The organism is Anabaena sp. CCY 9402-a, from assembly GCF_963920945.1.
Taxonomy (GTDB): Bacteria; Cyanobacteriota; Cyanobacteriia; order Cyanobacteriales; family Nostocaceae; genus Trichormus; species Trichormus minutissimus.
Genome location: NZ_CAWUDL010000044.1, coordinates 30686 through 46939, shown reverse-complemented (window position 1 = coordinate 46939; position 16254 = coordinate 30686). Strand labels below are relative to the sequence as shown.

General features: G+C 39.6%; 17 protein-coding genes. 11 read left to right on the top strand and 6 right to left on the bottom strand.

From position 1 onward, the window contains the following. Window positions 1-72: 72 nt before the first annotated feature. Together ACM0OR_RS17115 and nfi are read right to left on the bottom strand one after the other, a co-directional pair. Entirely contained in the window at window positions 73-729 is a 657-nt protein-coding gene (locus ACM0OR_RS17115) for an FHA domain-containing protein (protein WP_414577611.1), read from the bottom strand. A gap of 242 nt (window positions 730-971) precedes the next feature. Continuing rightward, window positions 972-1637 carry a deoxyribonuclease V gene (nfi, locus tag ACM0OR_RS17110; RefSeq protein ID WP_323268638.1) on the bottom strand — a complete coding sequence of 222 codons (666 nt, stop codon included), beginning with the start codon at window positions 1635-1637 and terminating at the stop codon, window positions 972-974. 308 nt (window positions 1638-1945) lie between these two features. On the opposite strand from nfi, the gene ACM0OR_RS17105 reads away from it, so the two are divergent. Next, window positions 1946-2782: a prohibitin family protein gene (locus tag ACM0OR_RS17105; RefSeq protein ID WP_414577610.1), complete on the top strand. Its 837-nt coding sequence runs from the start codon at window positions 1946-1948 to the stop codon at window positions 2780-2782. A gap of 70 nt (window positions 2783-2852) precedes the next feature. Here the strand turns inward: ACM0OR_RS17105 and ACM0OR_RS17100 are convergent, their stop codons facing one another. After that, window positions 2853-4442: a helix-turn-helix domain-containing protein gene (locus tag ACM0OR_RS17100; RefSeq protein ID WP_414577608.1), complete on the bottom strand. Its 1590-nt coding sequence runs from the start codon at window positions 4440-4442 to the stop codon at window positions 2853-2855. Between the two features lie 975 nt (window positions 4443-5417). On the opposite strand from ACM0OR_RS17100, the gene fdxB reads away from it, so the two are divergent. From fdxB to ACM0OR_RS17065, 7 genes are all read left to right on the top strand, one after another. Continuing rightward, window positions 5418-5711: a ferredoxin III, nif-specific gene (fdxB, locus tag ACM0OR_RS17095; protein ID WP_190704963.1), complete on the top strand. Its 294-nt coding sequence runs from the start codon at window positions 5418-5420 to the stop codon at window positions 5709-5711. 438 nt (window positions 5712-6149) lie between these two features. Next, window positions 6150-7112 (top strand): cytochrome c oxidase subunit II, encoded by a 963-nt coding sequence (locus ACM0OR_RS17090; protein ID WP_323268634.1) that lies wholly within the window; start codon window positions 6150-6152, stop codon window positions 7110-7112. An 80-nt stretch (window positions 7113-7192) separates the two neighbouring features. Beyond that, entirely contained in the window at window positions 7193-8833 is a 1641-nt protein-coding gene (gene ctaD / locus ACM0OR_RS17085; protein ID WP_414577607.1) for a cytochrome c oxidase subunit I, read from the top strand. 169 nt (window positions 8834-9002) lie between these two features. Continuing rightward, entirely contained in the window at window positions 9003-9587 is a 585-nt protein-coding gene (locus ACM0OR_RS17080) for a heme-copper oxidase subunit III (protein ID WP_190704955.1), read from the top strand. 85 nt (window positions 9588-9672) lie between these two features. After that, window positions 9673-10158, top strand: coding sequence for a hypothetical protein (locus ACM0OR_RS17075; RefSeq protein WP_190704952.1), 486 nt, complete (start codon window positions 9673-9675; stop codon window positions 10156-10158). 221 nt (window positions 10159-10379) lie between these two features. Next, window positions 10380-10991 carry a cupin domain-containing protein gene (locus ACM0OR_RS17070; protein WP_414577604.1) on the top strand — a complete coding sequence of 204 codons (612 nt, stop codon included), beginning with the start codon at window positions 10380-10382 and terminating at the stop codon, window positions 10989-10991. 73 nt (window positions 10992-11064) lie between these two features. After that, window positions 11065-11580 (top strand): ArsC/Spx/MgsR family protein, encoded by a 516-nt coding sequence (locus ACM0OR_RS17065; RefSeq protein WP_190704943.1) that lies wholly within the window; start codon window positions 11065-11067, stop codon window positions 11578-11580. Window positions 11581-11712: 132 nt separating this feature from the next. On the opposite strand, the gene ACM0OR_RS17060 is transcribed toward ACM0OR_RS17065, so the two are convergent. The 3 genes from ACM0OR_RS17060 to cysK all read right to left on the bottom strand — a co-directional run bounded on the left by ACM0OR_RS17060 (window position 11713) and on the right by cysK (window position 14118). After that, a complete protein-coding gene (locus ACM0OR_RS17060) occupies window positions 11713-12222 on the bottom strand; it encodes a hypothetical protein (protein WP_323268629.1) in 510 nt (169 codons plus the stop codon). Between the two features lie 410 nt (window positions 12223-12632). Beyond that, a complete protein-coding gene (locus tag ACM0OR_RS17055; RefSeq protein WP_323268628.1) occupies window positions 12633-12872 on the bottom strand; it encodes a hypothetical protein in 240 nt (79 codons plus the stop codon). A 301-nt stretch (window positions 12873-13173) separates the two neighbouring features. After that, a complete protein-coding gene (gene cysK, locus ACM0OR_RS17050; RefSeq protein ID WP_414577602.1) occupies window positions 13174-14118 on the bottom strand; it encodes a cysteine synthase A in 945 nt (314 codons plus the stop codon). 959 nt (window positions 14119-15077) lie between these two features. On the opposite strand from cysK, the gene ACM0OR_RS17045 reads away from it, so the two are divergent. The 3 genes from ACM0OR_RS17045 to ACM0OR_RS17035 all read left to right on the top strand — a co-directional run bounded on the left by ACM0OR_RS17045 (window position 15078) and on the right by ACM0OR_RS17035 (window position 16190). Next, on the top strand, window positions 15078-15497 hold the full coding sequence (locus ACM0OR_RS17045) for a hypothetical protein (RefSeq protein WP_414577600.1): 420 nt from the start codon (window positions 15078-15080) through the stop codon (window positions 15495-15497). 88 nt (window positions 15498-15585) lie between these two features. Continuing rightward, window positions 15586-15876 (top strand): hypothetical protein, encoded by a 291-nt coding sequence (locus ACM0OR_RS17040; RefSeq protein WP_190704935.1) that lies wholly within the window; start codon window positions 15586-15588, stop codon window positions 15874-15876. A 2-nt stretch (window positions 15877-15878) separates the two neighbouring features. Then, window positions 15879-16190 carry a hypothetical protein gene (locus ACM0OR_RS17035; RefSeq protein ID WP_190704933.1) on the top strand — a complete coding sequence of 104 codons (312 nt, stop codon included), beginning with the start codon at window positions 15879-15881 and terminating at the stop codon, window positions 16188-16190. The last annotated feature ends 64 nt before the right edge of the window (window positions 16191-16254 follow it).

The window sequence follows — 16254 nt, the reverse complement described above, 5'->3', positions numbered from 1 at the left end:
ATTAATGTTGTTTTATTTTTTAGTCGTTACAACACGTAATTACGAATTACGAATTACGAATTGCGAATTGATTTAATTCCCTGGTGCTACTAATACACTCACCGCCGCCGCTAAAGATGTACCACACCAATGACACCCTATGTGTAAATTTTCAATTGGGGATATTTTGTGGCATCTAGGACACTCTAAGCCGTAATTTCCTTGTGCTGGTGTTGGTGGATGGTTATGTATATGGGGTGTGACTGGCTGTTGTTGAGGCACTGGTGGCTGTTGTTGCAGAGGGGCTGTAACTTGACGATTTTGATGCACTGGTGGCTGTTGTTGTACAGGGGGTGTGAATTGGCGATTTTGATGCACTGGTGGTTGGGGTGGAGCTAAAATTGTGGCTGCAATAGTATTAATATTCACAGCAGTAACTTGGAGTTGTGCTTGTCCCAAGTAGATGATGCTACCTTGATTTAGAGGTCTTTCTCCTTGGATGAGTTGTTGTCCGTCTATAAGGGGAGGATTTTGCGATCGCAAATTTCTGATATAAAAACTTTGCTGCTGAGAATTAAAAAATACTTCTATATGCAGCCCAGATACAGTTGGGTTTGTCAAAACAATGTCACACTGGAGTGGATCTCTACCAATGCGGACAGTGCCAGGATTTTTACTTGGCTGTTGTTCGTAAATTTGCTGAGTTTTGTTTTGACCAGCATCATGCCACTGTAAAGTAAGTGCGTTCATTGTTCCAACTTGGGTAACTCGTATTTAGCTACTTCAACTACTTTCTGTGCGATTCCTAACACGATTGAGCGTTAGTAAGCAAGTTTTTAGAACAAAGTTCAACAAAATAATACGATGAGTTGTTACTATTATTACCTAGGTACTCACAAGAAAAATCAAGGTTTGGCGATCGCAAACATTAAAATAAGCCTTTTTTGCGTAACTCCTGTTTGTCACCCCTATCACCTGTAACCTGTAACCTGTCACCTATCAGATGCTAATTTATCAGCGATGCGAGTAGTTTCTGGCAACCGATATTTTGGTGTGCAACGTAATACGTAGTCAATAGCCGTGGGTAAACTGATTTTATGCCCACTGGAAACATACACAGGTTTTACTCCGGCGCGAGTTCTTAAAACTGCACCAATAGTTTCACCGTGATGTATTAATGGTTGCCAACTACCTTTGGTGTCTGGTAACTCTTCATGTTTACCAATAAGTAAGGATTTTGCGACCCCAATGGTTGGTATGTTGATGATGACTCCTAGGTGACTTGCTATACCTAACCTACGGGGATGAGCGATTCCCTGACCATCACACAAGATAATATCTGGTGTGGTTTGAATTTTTTCTAAGGCATCAAGTATTGCTGGTATTTCTCGAAATGATAAAAAACCAGGAATGTAAGGAAATGTAGTAGGACGGTATGCTAATTGGGTTTCGATGACTTGCAACTCAGGAAAACTCAGCACCGCCACTGCTGCACGGCTAATAGTACCATCGGCTTCAAAACCCATATCGACACCAGCAACGTATTTTACCTGTTGCGGCAATTCATCCTGTACAATTACTTGATTCCGTAATTCTTCTTGAATAGCGATCGCTCCTGCCAAACTCTGAGGCCAAGCATGGGGTTGATAAATCTTCATATTTTTAAGTAATAGTTAAAAGCTTTTTTCTAAAAAAGCTAATGATAACTGTGTATCTACAGTTGTCATTAATTTTAATTTGTTTGTACTTTCTGATAGAAGATGAACACGCATCCTGGTCAATTTATGAGGGAGACTCTGCGAGATATTACCCCCAAACTACTACAAATTTTTGACTTATTATTCCCAAAAGCTAAATCCCAATGATTGACAGCAATTTGTAAAAATTTGTAATGATTTGCTAGTCCGCAGTCATTGATGCTGAGATTCATCTCGATAGACAATTATTGCATAAGGAGAATAAAAATATGCGTAATATTCCAAATACCTCTAATGGTAAATTCAAATATGGTTTTTATTTAACTGGAGGGATATTCTTCTTGTTTTTAGCTATAATGCTCCGTCCATTTACAATTGTAAATGCGGGTGAACGTGGTGTATTGATGCAATTTGGTAAAGTCCAAGATCAGGTTTTAGATGAAGGACTGCATACGATTATGCCCCTTGTCACATCGGTTAAAAGAATTAGTGTGCGCGTGCAACAAAATACCTTTCAAGCTGATGCGGCTTCTAAAGACCTCCAACAACTGAAAACAGAATTGGCTATCAACTGGCACGTTGACCCCAGTAAAGTCAATAGAGTGTTTCAACAAGTCGGAGATCAACAACAAATAGTGACCAGCATCATCACTCCGGCTGTATCTGAGGTTTTAAAGGCTGCAACTGCAAAAAAAACAGCAGAAGAAATTATCACCCGCAGAACAGAATTGAAGGAGGAAATTGATAATAATTTAAAAAATAGACTTCAGGCTTACGGTTTAATAGTCGATGATGTTTCTCTAGTAAATTTTTCTTTTTCTCCAGAATTTAGTAGAGCCATTGAATCTAAACAGATTGCCGAACAAGAAGCTAAACAAGCAGAATTTATTGCCAAAAAAGCAACTCAAGAAGCTCAAGCTGATGTTAACCGTGCTAAAGGTCAAGCTGAGGCGCAAAGATTACAAAGGCTAACTTTAACGCCGGAGTTATTGCAAAAGCAAGCAATAGAAAAATGGGATGGCAAGTTCCCAATGGTTATGGGTGGCAATGGTTCACTACCATTGATTAATATTAATCCTAGTAGTTTGACTAGCAAAAATAACTAATAGATATCTGGTGAAAAAGTAGAGACGTAGCGATGCTACGTCTCTACTTGAGTTTCAGGTAACGCTAACATTAAGCAATATTTAGCACTTTACGTAAGATTGCTTGGTCTTCTAGCTTGACTTTTAAGCGACCATTTTCGACATCTCGAATCCAGCTTTGGCTTTTACCTGTGAGCTTGGCTAATTCTCGTTGAGAGAGATTTAATGTTTTTCGCGCCTGTAAAATCTGCTCACCAACTAAGTCATCTGTGGTGGGAGATTTACGTCTGACTCTAGCGGTGCGCCGTTGCTTTTTTTCTGATTCTGAGATTTGGCGTTCCCATTCTGGGGGTAATTCAAAAGCTAAAATCCGTGCATTCATTAAGAGATTCCACTTACCACGGGGGCCGGTGTCGGTGAGGCGGGTTTCGCCACCAGCATCATTAATCCAAAATTCCAATGCTTCATCAGGATCTTCGGGAATATCCATTAACTTTGCCCAGAGGGGTTGAATTTCTAGGGGATAGGTAATGGGGTCGAAGACGGGTTTAATGCCATGATGGTTGAGAATTTCCAAATCGCTTTCAAATGTCCGTAATAGACGTTTGCGTTCTTCTCTGTGTCGGGAAGCTAGGGAGACTTTTTCTTCTCCATAGGCGATGCGGAGCAAGGTAGGAACAGTGATGCGTTGTTCCTTACCCATTTTAGTTTTAAACAGCAACCACAGCATTAGCCTAACTGCGCCTTCATGTTGCTGCCAAATGCTCATGACTGTGGTTAAGACAGTTTTGGGCAGACTACCATATTGGTAGAATGAACTACGTTCTTTACACCCTTGTTTATTCAAGAAATATTGAGACCATATCCCGGCGCGGATTTTAAAAGTTAGTCCAATGAGATATTTGCATCCCAGGTCATCTTCTTGAAAGTGGTGTTGAATGTTAACTAAGTGCCACAAGCGACTATTTTTAACTGAAAACCCCTGGACTCGACCTTGTTGGGGCCAGTCGAGGGAAATAATCAGTGAACAAGCTTGCAGTACAAGGTTTTTCATTAAGGAAAGTTTGGCAATTTTACTTAGGTCCTTGCGTTTCTCCAGTCCTAAATATTTCTCTAGTTGTCGTTCGTCAATGGCAAATTCTTGCGCCCAAGGTTGATCTAAGGCTGTAGCATGAGCAGCAAAAATAAGATGGATACAAGCGGCGCGAATATCCAGAGTCTCAATTGCACTAATATCTTTGGCGTGTTCGCTGACTTTAAATGGATCTTGGATGTGAAAGGCGATCGCACCCCGTCCTTGATTAACTTGTCTGCTATAACAGAGATAGCCTGCTTCATCCTGTTCCCAATTGAGGGATGTACGCTGCGCTAATAGGTTGCAAGCTTCCCAAATAGCGATCGCAGAAGCAAATGGGTTATTCTTGCCATTAGAAAACAAGTCTGAACTGGTAGCATCTCTCGGTTCTATTTTGCATCTCCCCTTCTTCGCCTGCCACGGAATAGGAGATTTGGTTGGACAAGCTATTACACATTGCGGTTCAGGATAATAGCCTTCACAATTATTACAAAGACAAGGATCTATCCAATATTGATTGCCTTCTATTTTGATTGCACCCGTAGGACATTGGGGACGGCAGTTGTCACATCCAACGCAATTTTTGTTAGGAATTGTATAAGGCATATTGGCTCTTTTCCCACTTGAATCGTTGAGATGTTTGGCTTAAGTCTCCCCTGGATGTGTCCTGTTTATTTTGCATTTGCTACCTAGTTATTTATTCAGCAGGAAAAATATTCTTACTGGAATAATTGCCCACATCCATATTTAGACTTTGCACCCAATCAGAAGCTATTTTCAGCTATTAATTGGAGCTTAATTTTACTTCTTCATTAGATAAATATTTCATAAATATTTTGATGATTTTGTTCGTAATGAGCTTAGAAAAGGTTATTAAAAATTCAATAAAATTTAGTTGGTGAAAATTTTCATTGAACCTTAAAGCCTTAACCAAAGTATTTATATTGAATATTTAAGACCATAGTTATTCGATTTGTTAAGTTTATTAATAATTTGAATATTTAACTCATAGTAATAATCTGTCATGGCGATGACAAATTCGATGGGTGATGAAGTAATTCTTATGTTTATGATTTTTTCCATGATTGTGATTAAGGCATTGATAATCATTTAGCAAAAAATAGCTTTGCCGGAAGTATCTCTTTATAAATATCGAAAAAATCATTTTGTGTATTGAGATACAATTTATAGTCTAAAATATGTAATTATCAGCAATTTGCTAATTAATTGCATAACCTTATTAGTATTTTTATAGAGAATTACTTGTTGTGTTTGTATTTATTAATGCAATACGGTGTTGCTATTATTAGAGATACCACATCTAAATAAATTTTTAAGATAATAAATCCTGTATCATTCACGGACGGATAGTATGTTTAATATAAAGACAATATCAAATCATTAATCATAATTTTTTTCATTTAAGCATAAGCATATATTAGGGGCATATTTTTGTATACAATTAGCATTTATTGACTCTACAAATTAATCACTTAATAACAAAATAACTAGATAAAATTAAAGTAGGATGAATATTCAAGTACCAACAAGTTTATTGGCAGGATAGCCGGGAGTTTAGTCATGGCAGTAGTTACAGGATTGACATTTGGCGGCAAGACTTGGACACCTAAATTTGCTCAATCAATTAATAAGGACAAATGTATCGGATGTGGCAGATGTATTAAAGTATGTGGTTATTCCGTGCTGGATTTGAAAGCACTCAATGAAGAAGGTGAATTTGTGGATGATGAAGAAGATGATGAAATCGAGCGCAAAGTCATGGTAGTTTCTAACCCAGAAAACTGCGTTGGTTGTGAAGCTTGTGCGCGGATTTGTCCTAAAAATTGCTACACCCATGTTGCCTTGGAGAACTAAGGTGTATACCAAAGAATACTGTTAGTAGTGACATAAAAATACTCGGCAAGGTAAATAGAGGGGAATATTTTATACTTTACGAACGGTAAAAAGTTCGTAGAAAACAAATGCGTAAACCATTACTTGTTTACTATTAACAAATTCATACTTGCTATCACAACTAACAGTGTTCTTGATGGCATTAAGCACAAACATATTTGTTCGTCAACTTCACAATCTATTGTTAAGTTTTGGGGGTAAGATATGAAGATATCTGGAATAATTCCCCCGATTTTTATTTTCATAAGCTAGAACTTTAATAAGTGAAAAAAACATTATCTGGTCAATAATGTAAAAGCCTATAGCTGGGGAATAGGGACTATGTGTGATAAAGCAATGCTCAATACCCCATGCTCCGCGCCCAAAGCCCCTAATACCAATAACTAAAAAGCAGGTACTATGCAACAAATTCCTGTTTCATTATGGACTCTGATTGCTGGAATAGTAATTGGAGTAATCAGTCTGTGGATAGGTCAAAATCACAATCTATTGCCTGTACAAGCATCACTACAAGCACCCTTGGTAGACGAATTTTTTAATATTATGTTTACCATTGCTGTAGCCCTATTTTTGGTAGTAGAAGGCACGATTTTGATTTTCTTGTTCAAATATCGTCGTCGTCGGGGTGACAATACCGATGGTGTAGCGATCGAAGGTAACATCCCGCTAGAAATATTTTGGACAGCAATTCCATCACTGATTGTAATTTGCCTAGGTATCTACAGCGTAGATGTCTTTAACCAAATGGGAGGGTTAGAGCCTGGGAGTCATCCTAGTCATGCAGCTCACACCTCTGGAACGGCTATGGCTGGTACTCTGGATGATATGACAGCTAAAACTGCTCCCAGCATTGGGATTGGCGCATCTCCTACAAATCAGGCTAAACCTGCGGATTTGGTGGTGAATGTGACTGGTATGCAGTTTGCTTGGTTATTTGACTATAACAACGGCGTTAACTCTGGGGAACTGCACGTTCCTGTCGGTGCTGATGTGCAGCTTAATCTTTCAGCACAGGATGTAATTCACTCCTTTTGGGTACCTCAATTTCGGCTCAAGCAAGACGCAATCCCCGGTATCCCTACCGAATTAAGATTTGTAGCGACTAAACCAGGTACATATCCAGTAGTTTGTGCTGAACTTTGCGGTGGTTATCACGGTTCGATGCGGACACAGGTTATTGTCCACACACCAGAAGAGTTTGATAGCTGGCTGACAGAAAATCAGGTTGCTCAACAGGAGAATCTTCAACAAGCTGTTGCTGTTAACCCAGCGAATTTGTCTACATCAGAGTTTCTCGCACCTCATGTTCAACACTTGGGGATTGATGCAGCAAGTTTGGAGTCATTGGTCAATGTTCGGTAGAGACGCATAGACGCTCAGAGAGAGGCTTCTCAAAGAGATTAATCGCGTCTCGACAAGAGTCAATAGTCAAAAAATCGGTTATGACACAAGTAGAATTTCCACCATACAGACCATCAGATAAGGGACACAGTGTACATTTTCAACCGGCTTGGAAATGGCGGGACTATTTCACGTTTAACGTAGATCATAAGGTTATAGGCATCCAATATTTGGTGACTGCCTTTTTCTTCTACTTGATTGGTGGGTTGATGGCGATCGCAATTCGTACTGAGTTAGCCACGCCTGATGCAGACTTCATTGATCCAAATCTGTACAACGCCTTCATGACCAACCACGGGACAATCATGATTTTCCTGTGGATTGTTCCTAGTGCGATCGGGGGTTTTGGTAACTATCTCATCCCCTTGATGATTGGGGCGCGGGATATGGCGTTCCCGAAATTGAACGCGGTCGCTTTTTGGTTGAACCCACCAGCCGGATTACTACTTGCAGCGAGTTTCATTTTCGGTGGTTCTCAATCTGGTTGGACTGCTTACCCACCATTAAGTCTAGTCACCGCACCCATCGCGCAAAGTCTGTGGATTTTGGCGATCGTGTTGGTAGGGACTTCTTCAATTCTCGGTTCGGTGAACTTCGTTGTTACCATCCTGATGATGAAAGTCCCCAGCATGAAATGGGATCAATTACCTCTGTTCTGCTGGGCTATCTTAGCAACTTCTGTACTAGCACTGGTTTCTACACCTGTGTTAGCTGCGGGTTTGGTATTATTGCTATTTGACATCAACTTTGGTACTTCTTTCTTTAAACCAGATGCTGGTGGTAACGTCGTTATCTATCAACATTTGTTTTGGTTCTACTCTCACCCGGCAGTATATTTGATGATTCTGCCTATCTTCGGCATTATGTCCGAAGTGATTCCCGTCCATGCACGGAAGCCGATTTTTGGATATAAAGCGATCGCCTATTCTACTGTCGCTATCTGTGTTGTTGGCTTGTTTGTCTGGGTACACCATATGTTTACCAGTGGTACAGCAGGCTGGATGCGGATGTTTTTCACTATCTCAACTTTGATTGTGGCAGTTCCTACCGGCGTGAAGATTTTCGGTTGGGTTGCCACTCTCTGGGGTGGTAAGATTCGCTTTACCAGTGCCATGCTATTTGCGATCGGCTTGTTGTCGATGTTTGTCATGGGTGGTTTAAGCGGCGTGACAATGGGAACAGCACCTTTTGATGTTCACGTCCACGATACTTATTATGTGGTGGCACACTTCCACTATGTGCTGTTTGGTGGTTCTGTATTTGGGATTTATGCCGGCATTTATCACTGGTTTCCCAAGATGACAGGACGGAAGTTAAATGAGTTTTGGGGACGGATTCATTTTGTTCTGACTTTGATTGGAACTAATTTAACCTTCTTACCTATGCACAAGTTGGGTTTGCAAGGTATGCCTCGCCGGGTAGCAATGTATGATCCCCAGTTTGTGGATTTGAATGTGCTTTGTACTATTGGAGCATTTCTTTTAGGGTTATCGGTCGTTCCTTTTGCGCTCAATGTTCTCTTCAGTTGGCGCAAGGGAGAATTGGCTGGTGATAATCCTTGGGAAGCTTTGAGTTTGGAATGGACTACTAGTTCTCCTCCTGCGGTGGAGAATTGGGAGGTTTTGCCGGTGGTGACACATGGGCCTTATGAGTATGGTCATTCTTCGGAAGTAAGTGAGTAGTTAGCTCACGCTCCAGACGCAAAGGCGCAAAGAAGAGAGCGAAAGGGTGGGCTTTGTACCTACCCTAACTACTGGTGGAATGTTTCGCACTAGGAAAATATGAAAGAAACACTCCCCTTCTCTCTTCTCTGTAACCTGTAACCTGTAACCTGTAACCTAAGAGGTATGTATGACTGTAGTGACGGCGCATGAGGATCATGAGGCGCATCCTGATTTACGGGTGGTGGGGTTGTTGACTTTCCTCGCTTCGGAATCTTTGATGTTTGGTGGCTTTTTTGCTACTTATTTGTTCTTTCGGGGGACTACAGATGTTTGGCCTCCAGAGGGAACGGAGGTGGAGTTATTTGTACCAGCAATTAATACCGCGATTCTGATTTCTAGTAGTTTCGTCATTCACTTCGGTGATATGGCGATTAAGAAGAATAATGTCTGGGGAATGCGGTTTTGGTATTTCTTGACCGCTATTATGGGAGCAGCTTTTTTGGCTGGTCAGGTTTATGAGTACATGAATTTAGGGTACGGTCTGACTACCAATGTATTTGCTAACTGCTTCTATATCATGACCGGGTTTCACGGTTTGCACGTATTTATCGGACTGTTGTTGATTTTAGGAGTGTTGTGGCGATCGCGTCGTTCGGGTCATTATTCTGCAAGTAAGCATACTGGCATCGAAATGGCAGAAATGTACTGGCACTTCGTAGACATTATTTGGATTGTTCTCTTCACTTTGGTTTACATCATCACACGGTTTTGAAATTAGGGCATGGGGCATAGGGCATTGGGCATAGAAATCAACTTTAATGCCCTATTCCCTATGCCCATTTACCAAGGAACTGATCATGCACACTGACACAAATCAATTTTCCTGGTTTCAAGTTTCTGAAGATGTCAAAAAGTTATTAATTTTAGCTGCACACCATTGGGAAAATACTTCAAAATCAGAAGAATACATCCAACAAGCTTTAGCTATAACTGGGGAAAATACCGATGTTTTAGTAGCAGCTTATAGATTTTTCTTTTATAAGAATAATTATTCTTTGGCATTGCGAACAACTAGCCAATTATTAGATAAAATTAAGGAATCAGAGAAATTTCCTGATGAGTGGGAGCAGCTTAAACCAATCTTAGTTGATCGGCAGGAAGAAGCACCTATCAGGTTGTACTTAAATGCTTATGCCGCTACAGGATTGGTATTAGCAAAGTTAGGGGAAATCGAGCGAGCTAAAGAAATCAGCATGAGAGTTAAAGAAATTGACTCAAAGCAAGATTTCGGAGCAGGAATCTTACTGGATGTTTTAACACGTCCAGCAGAAGAAGATGATTAATACAGTGAACAGTCAACAGTTATCAGTTAATACTCTACAACCATGAATAGTTTTTCATTCTTTAACGCATCTTCCTACAACGCTCTATCTGCATCTTCTAATAACAATAACCTGTTTCCCTCTAAGGTTGTTGTGCCAACATTTTCTAATGAACCTCTTCCTAATCTTGTTACTCCCGTGTTGGTTTTTTCCCAATTCTCTCAACAAAGATTTTAAATATTATGCAAGGTAGGGATTGGCTCTTGACAGGAGACGGTCAATATCAAGCGTGTAAATCAGCTAGAAGTTGGAATTTATTGCAAGAGAATTATCGTCTATATCGGTTTTTAACTGAGATAGAAGATGTTCTTGATGGTGTAGAGGATGAATCGATTCGTCTACCCGAAATCCGAATGCTGGTGAGACGCTTGATTGTAAATTCTTACTGGGTGCAGAGTCAGTATTTAGAGCCTTCCCCTACAACCGGAATATCTGTTCTACTGTTATATGATGAATTGGGTTTCCCATTAACAGTACAAACAGTTACATTCGCACCAGGAAGCATATCTAATATTCACAATCATGGAACATGGGGAGTAGTAGCAGTATTAAAAGGACAAGAAAAAAATACTGTTTGGCGACGCACCCAAGACCCAGAATTTGCAGACAAAATTGAGCCGACGGGAGAAATTATTCTATCGCCTGGAGATATTATCAGCTTCACTTCCGATGCAATTCATAGTGTAGCAGCAGTAGGTGATGAACCAACTGTCACTTTTAATATTTATGGTGAAACTGACCCCAAACAAAGATTCGAGTTTGATGCAGTTACCCATACCGCCAAAAAATTTTAATTCGTAATTGCAATTACGAATTACGAATTACGAATTACGAATTACGAATTACGAATTATTAGGAGATACTGCAATGGCTAGAGTAATTTTCTATGAAAAACCTGGTTGTAAGGGTGGTACTCGACAAAAGGTTTTGTTAACTGCGGCTGGACATGAAGTTGTAGCTTATAACTTATTAACTGAACCTTGGACTTTGGAACATTTGCGGTCATTTTTTGGCGATCGCCCTGTAACCGAGTGGTTTAATCCTTCTGCACCCAAGATTAAGTCTGGTGAGATAGTTCCAGGAAATTTAGACGAACAAACCGCCTTATTTCTCATGTTGAGAGAACCTCTGTTGATTCGCCGTCCTTTAATCCAAGTAGGCGATCGCCGTGAGGTAGGTTTTGATGTCGAACAACTAGATGCTTGGATTGGCTTGAAGCCTGTAGATGAATCCTTCCGCGAAATGAGCGAAAACCTCATGAGTCAAGATTTACAAGGCTGCGCCCACGGTCACGGACACAGTGATGGTCATCACCACGATCATCAAGGTAATTGCAACCATCACGGTCAACAAGAACACCACCGTCAAGGTTGTAATCATTAGCAGATGAGGGTGCAGAATGTTTAATTAATTAAGGCAGTGTGAGTTGATTTTACCAAGGAGCGATCGCTCCTTGGTACAGAGAGTTAGTAGTTGAGAGTAGAATGGATTAATTTATCAGTAAGCACACTGATCTCATAAATTTGCACACTGATCTTCTTTACTACCTTGGACAATATTGCTACCACCAATCGGCTTAGGAGCATTTTCCTTACACTGCAAATTGCCATTAATGCGATTTTGCCGAATTGTCACCCCTCCAGTATTTTGAAAAGCTTGTAAATTTCCGCCAATCTGGTTTTGATTAGCAACTAGTTGTCCCGAATTTGACTCAAACTGCACATCTCCAGTGATGCGTGTACTCACCACACGAGCAGCACTACCTTGCTTGACTTGGATGCTTCCACCCACGGTAGCACTAGAATTGACTTCCACTAGTTTTGCTCCCTCTGCTTGAATATTGCCATTTACTTTTACACCTATGGCCTTGAGGGTTGCGCTGCGTTCGACAACAATATTTCCTTTAACAGTGGTTTTACTGAGAGTGCAAGTTTTACCTTGAGGTACTTTTACATTATCAACGGTAATTGCACCTAAGTTTCCTTGGCAAATAATCTCTTCCGCGATCGCAATGTGAGGGAACATTAGACTCGTGCTGAGTCCGATCAATGTCATTGAAACACCCGAAATTGCTTTTAGTATCATGATAAAAGTTTCTGCGACAACAGTTATCAATGTCGCATCGATACATGAAAAACACTTAAATAATTCATGAGAAAAAACTCATCAATTAAAGTCAGACAATTGAAAAATTTTTACCCATCCCCATTAGACATCTTGTGAAAATATTGTAGAGACGTAGCAATGCTCTACTCTAAACGTGATACGCTGTAATTACTATTTGCTTGTCTAGAGAGTATATCGACTCTACCCTAGGGAATTGATTGTGAATCCACCAGACTTTTACTCTGTTACCTTTAGCTGGTGCGCTCCCAGATTTAGAATATCCTGCACCAAGCATTAATGATTCAAATGTACTGGCATCCAGTATTGTACTAGTGAAGTTTGGTAAACCCTGTATCTGGTGTTTGTTTAGGGTCATAACTACCCTGGTAAGTCGTTAGTATTTTATATCCTGGTAATACTAAAGCAAAACCAGCAGAGCTATGAATTTCTCCGGGATATCTATAAGGTTCATCATCTGGTATGTCACCACCAAGACGCAGAATAAAACCTCCGAACCATAGATACAAGCCAGGGATCAGCAAATCCATGCTGTAAGCTATTGCTCTCATTCTCTCCTTAGTAGAAGAATTTGAAGATAAAACTTCTTTTGAAGACGACCAGAACTTTGTGACAAATGACATGGGTCTAAATTCCCTTTACAGGGAGAAAGCAATCAAAAATCGCTTGGATTTGATATGCGTGAATCAAAATTGATGCACCTATCCCTACACATTCTATTGTGACGCACAAAAAATAACAAGTTAAATGAATACAGTGAAACAAGTGAGAAATTTTTACCCAGTCCCCAGCTTTGCAATTTTGGATTTTAGATTGAATAATCTAAAATCCAAAATCTAAAATTTCCAGTCCTTAATCAATAGTCAAACCCTGAAACATAGCTGTACTCAGATAGCGTTCACCGAAGGAAGGCTGAATCATGACGATTAATTTTCCCTGGTTCTCTGGACGTTTACCTACCTGAATAGCTGCACACAAAGCCGCACCGGAGGATATACCAGAGAGTAAGCCTTCTTCTTTGGCTAACCGCCGTCCGTAACTCATGGCTTGATCGTCGCTAACTCTAATCACTTCATCAATTAGTTCCAGACGGAGGACATCGGGGACAAAGCCTGCGCCAATACCTTGGATTTTATGCGAACCGGCTGCACCGCCAGAGAGGACGGGACTATTACTGGGTTCAACTGCGATCGCCTGAAAACTCGGTTTACGTTGTTTCAGCACCTCTGCAATCCCAGTAATCGTTCCCCCAGTCCCTACCCCTGCAATTAAAATATCGACTTCGCCGTCTGTATCTGTCCAAATTTCTTCGGCGGTGGTTTCTCGGTGAATTTTGGGGTTAGCTGGGTTACGGAACTGTTGGGGTAGATAAGCGTTAGGAGTGTTAGCCACAATTTCTTCAGCTTTGCGAATTGCTCCCCGCATACCCTCAGCCCCTGGTGTTAATTCTAAGGTTGCACCATAGGCTTTGAGCATTGCTCGTCTTTCTTGGCTCATGGTTTCTGGCATAGTCAAAATTAACTGATAGCCACGAGCTGCCGCTACCATTGCCAAAGCAATTCCTGTATTACCAGAAGTAGGCTCTACTAAAATAGTTTTTCCTGGCTCAATTAAACCTTCGGCTTCTGCTGAAAGAATCATACTTACTCCAATCCGGTCTTTCACAGAAGCAGCCGGATTCATGCTTTCTAATTTGACAACTATTCTGGCAACTACTCCTTCCGATTGAGGAATTTTATTGAGTTGAACTAATGGAGTTTTACCAATTAGTTCTGTGACATCTTTAGCAATTCGCATAAATTTACTCCTAAAAATCTTACATTTACAGGTCTGTACTTATAATTTTCAGTTTATAACAATGAGTTTAAATACTTTGAATTTACTAATAGGCGTATGTGTGAGTATGAGTCATGTAATCTCACTTAAGCACAAAATTTGTGAGCAAAAAGCAATTTGATGACATTTTCGCAGCGATTTATATTGCCATAAGCTTCCTAGTGAAACTTTCTTTATCAAGCTAATGTCCAATAACCAATAACTCTAGAAATTACTGTTTATTTGAGCAGCATTTTTAATTCATTATGCTCAATTGCTTAATTAACAAGAGAAACATGACTCATTTATAAAAATTTAATAGTTTTTTTTGAGTTATTTGTATATACTCACCAATAAATAGAATTTGCTTGAGTACAACTTTTTTGCTTCAACTACTCAAGCAAAATCACCCTAAGATGTCTGCCCAATGAGGTTTTAGTCTGATTTAATAAATACTAGAACCCTATCTGATTAATGCTAGTACCCAGCCCCAAAAATACTAGCACCCTTACCCCAAATTATTTTTATAACCCTCAATATCTAAGGGTTTTCGGCTTTGAGTACAAACTTAATAACTTTAATAATCTTAATCTGAGACCCCTAAAGCATAGGCGAGAAGAGCAACTGATATAAAACGTATAGGATTTACGCAGAGATTCCCCTCTACCCCCCGAAATTCAATGGGTTAAACCAGCGAACTAGGGGGGACTTCTTAATCATTAAAAAGCGATTGGTGAACAATTCTCTGTAAAAGTAGCTATCTCTGATAACGAGAATACTTTTTTGTGGATTTCCATTTATTCACAGCGTAAGTTTATTATTTTTCTGTATCATTCACCCCTTTATTATCCAAATTATATCTTACGTTTTTTACTCTTCATGTATGGAATTATTACGATATTTAATTTGGTGATGCTGACTATCTAGCAAGGGGAGCAAAGATGAAATCTAAACTGCTCAATGTTCTCACTGTTTGTCTAGTTGCTTTAGTGGTAATATCTCCTGGGCTAATAGTGTTGAGTTTAGTTTGGGAAAAACACACAGAGTTCGTTAGAACACAGAAATTAGTCCCAGATGTTAATAAAATTAATCCAGTACATGATCAAGCAATAACTGGTAACAAATCATCTCCATCTCAAATTGTTACTCCATTACCTGCTCATCAAGGTGTAAATCAAGTGGTAACTATTGCTGAAAGTTACAAGCTTGCTATTATCATCCAATGGTTTATTGTATTAATTCCTCTTTTTATTGGCTTAGGAATTATTATCCATGACCGTTATCTTGTTTATCGGGCTGCCATGTTAAAAGAACAAGTGGAAATGTTAGAAAGACTTTGGCAGCAAAGTATAGAACAATAGATTTGAGGATTCTAATGTCAGTATCTATTTTAAAATTCTGACTTATCCCTAAGAATTAATCGTCAACATAATCATTCAAAAAAGCACTATGAAAGAAGTCAAAGAAGAACGCCAAACGTCTTATTTTAATTTAATTGATGAATTGCTACAATGTCCTAATGGACAAGAACCAGAAATTTTAGAAGCGAATAAAGAATTAATTGATGCTAATTTTGTAGAAACGATTGTACAAGTAGCAACTACATTTGCCCATCAAGGTAATCAAGATGGTTCAAAATTTCTCTTTTTTCTAGCTCGTGAGTTAGCAAAATATTTAGGTTTATATCCTGATTTCCAACAACCTGAAAATACTAATACTGAAGCTGCAAATAAGGAGTAACAATGCTACTTACTGCAACTGATGCTGGACATATAGCATTAGAGTTTCTGTTGGCAGACTGGAATATTTCCGTAGATTATCGAGACTGGTTTGCTATCTTAAATTCTCGGTTAGTAGGTGAGAGTTGGTACATTGTAGAATTGAGTGTGGCGGGATTTCCTGATCGGTGGTACGTTCAAGTATATGATACGGGAGAATGCGACCCAAACTATACTTTTAAGTCTCCTATTAGTAGCTCTGAGGGATTTGTAGATTTAGGTAATTTACCTGAGATTATAGCTGAAGTCTTATTTGCAGAGCGAAAATCTAGATAAGAACTTCAAAAATAAGCATTATAACTAAGCTGAATCAGCTTTCATTATTTGAGGTGTTACTTTG

Coding starts and splice junctions, on each gene's coding strand:
- ACM0OR_RS17115 (WP_414577611.1), bottom strand. CDS start 729: ATGAACGCACTTACTTTACAGTGGCATGATGCTGGTCAAAACAAAACT.
- nfi (WP_323268638.1), bottom strand. CDS start 1,637: ATGAAGATTTATCAACCCCATGCTTGGCCTCAGAGTTTGGCAGGAGCG.
- ACM0OR_RS17105 (WP_414577610.1), top strand. CDS start 1,946: ATGCGTAATATTCCAAATACCTCTAATGGTAAATTCAAATATGGTTTT.
- ACM0OR_RS17100 (WP_414577608.1), bottom strand. CDS start 4,442: ATGCCTTATACAATTCCTAACAAAAATTGCGTTGGATGTGACAACTGC.
- fdxB (WP_190704963.1), top strand. CDS start 5,418: ATGGCAGTAGTTACAGGATTGACATTTGGCGGCAAGACTTGGACACCT.
- ACM0OR_RS17090 (WP_323268634.1), top strand. CDS start 6,150: ATGCAACAAATTCCTGTTTCATTATGGACTCTGATTGCTGGAATAGTA.
- ctaD (WP_414577607.1), top strand. CDS start 7,193: ATGACACAAGTAGAATTTCCACCATACAGACCATCAGATAAGGGACAC.
- ACM0OR_RS17080 (WP_190704955.1), top strand. CDS start 9,003: ATGACTGTAGTGACGGCGCATGAGGATCATGAGGCGCATCCTGATTTA.
- ACM0OR_RS17075 (WP_190704952.1), top strand. CDS start 9,673: ATGCACACTGACACAAATCAATTTTCCTGGTTTCAAGTTTCTGAAGAT.
- ACM0OR_RS17070 (WP_414577604.1), top strand. CDS start 10,380: ATGCAAGGTAGGGATTGGCTCTTGACAGGAGACGGTCAATATCAAGCG.
- ACM0OR_RS17065 (WP_190704943.1), top strand. CDS start 11,065: ATGGCTAGAGTAATTTTCTATGAAAAACCTGGTTGTAAGGGTGGTACT.
- ACM0OR_RS17060 (WP_323268629.1), bottom strand. CDS start 12,222: ATGTTCCCTCACATTGCGATCGCGGAAGAGATTATTTGCCAAGGAAAC.
- ACM0OR_RS17055 (WP_323268628.1), bottom strand. CDS start 12,872: ATGAGAGCAATAGCTTACAGCATGGATTTGCTGATCCCTGGCTTGTAT.
- cysK (WP_414577602.1), bottom strand. CDS start 14,118: ATGCGAATTGCTAAAGATGTCACAGAACTAATTGGTAAAACTCCATTA.
- ACM0OR_RS17045 (WP_414577600.1), top strand. CDS start 15,078: ATGAAATCTAAACTGCTCAATGTTCTCACTGTTTGTCTAGTTGCTTTA.
- ACM0OR_RS17040 (WP_190704935.1), top strand. CDS start 15,586: ATGAAAGAAGTCAAAGAAGAACGCCAAACGTCTTATTTTAATTTAATT.
- ACM0OR_RS17035 (WP_190704933.1), top strand. CDS start 15,879: ATGCTACTTACTGCAACTGATGCTGGACATATAGCATTAGAGTTTCTG.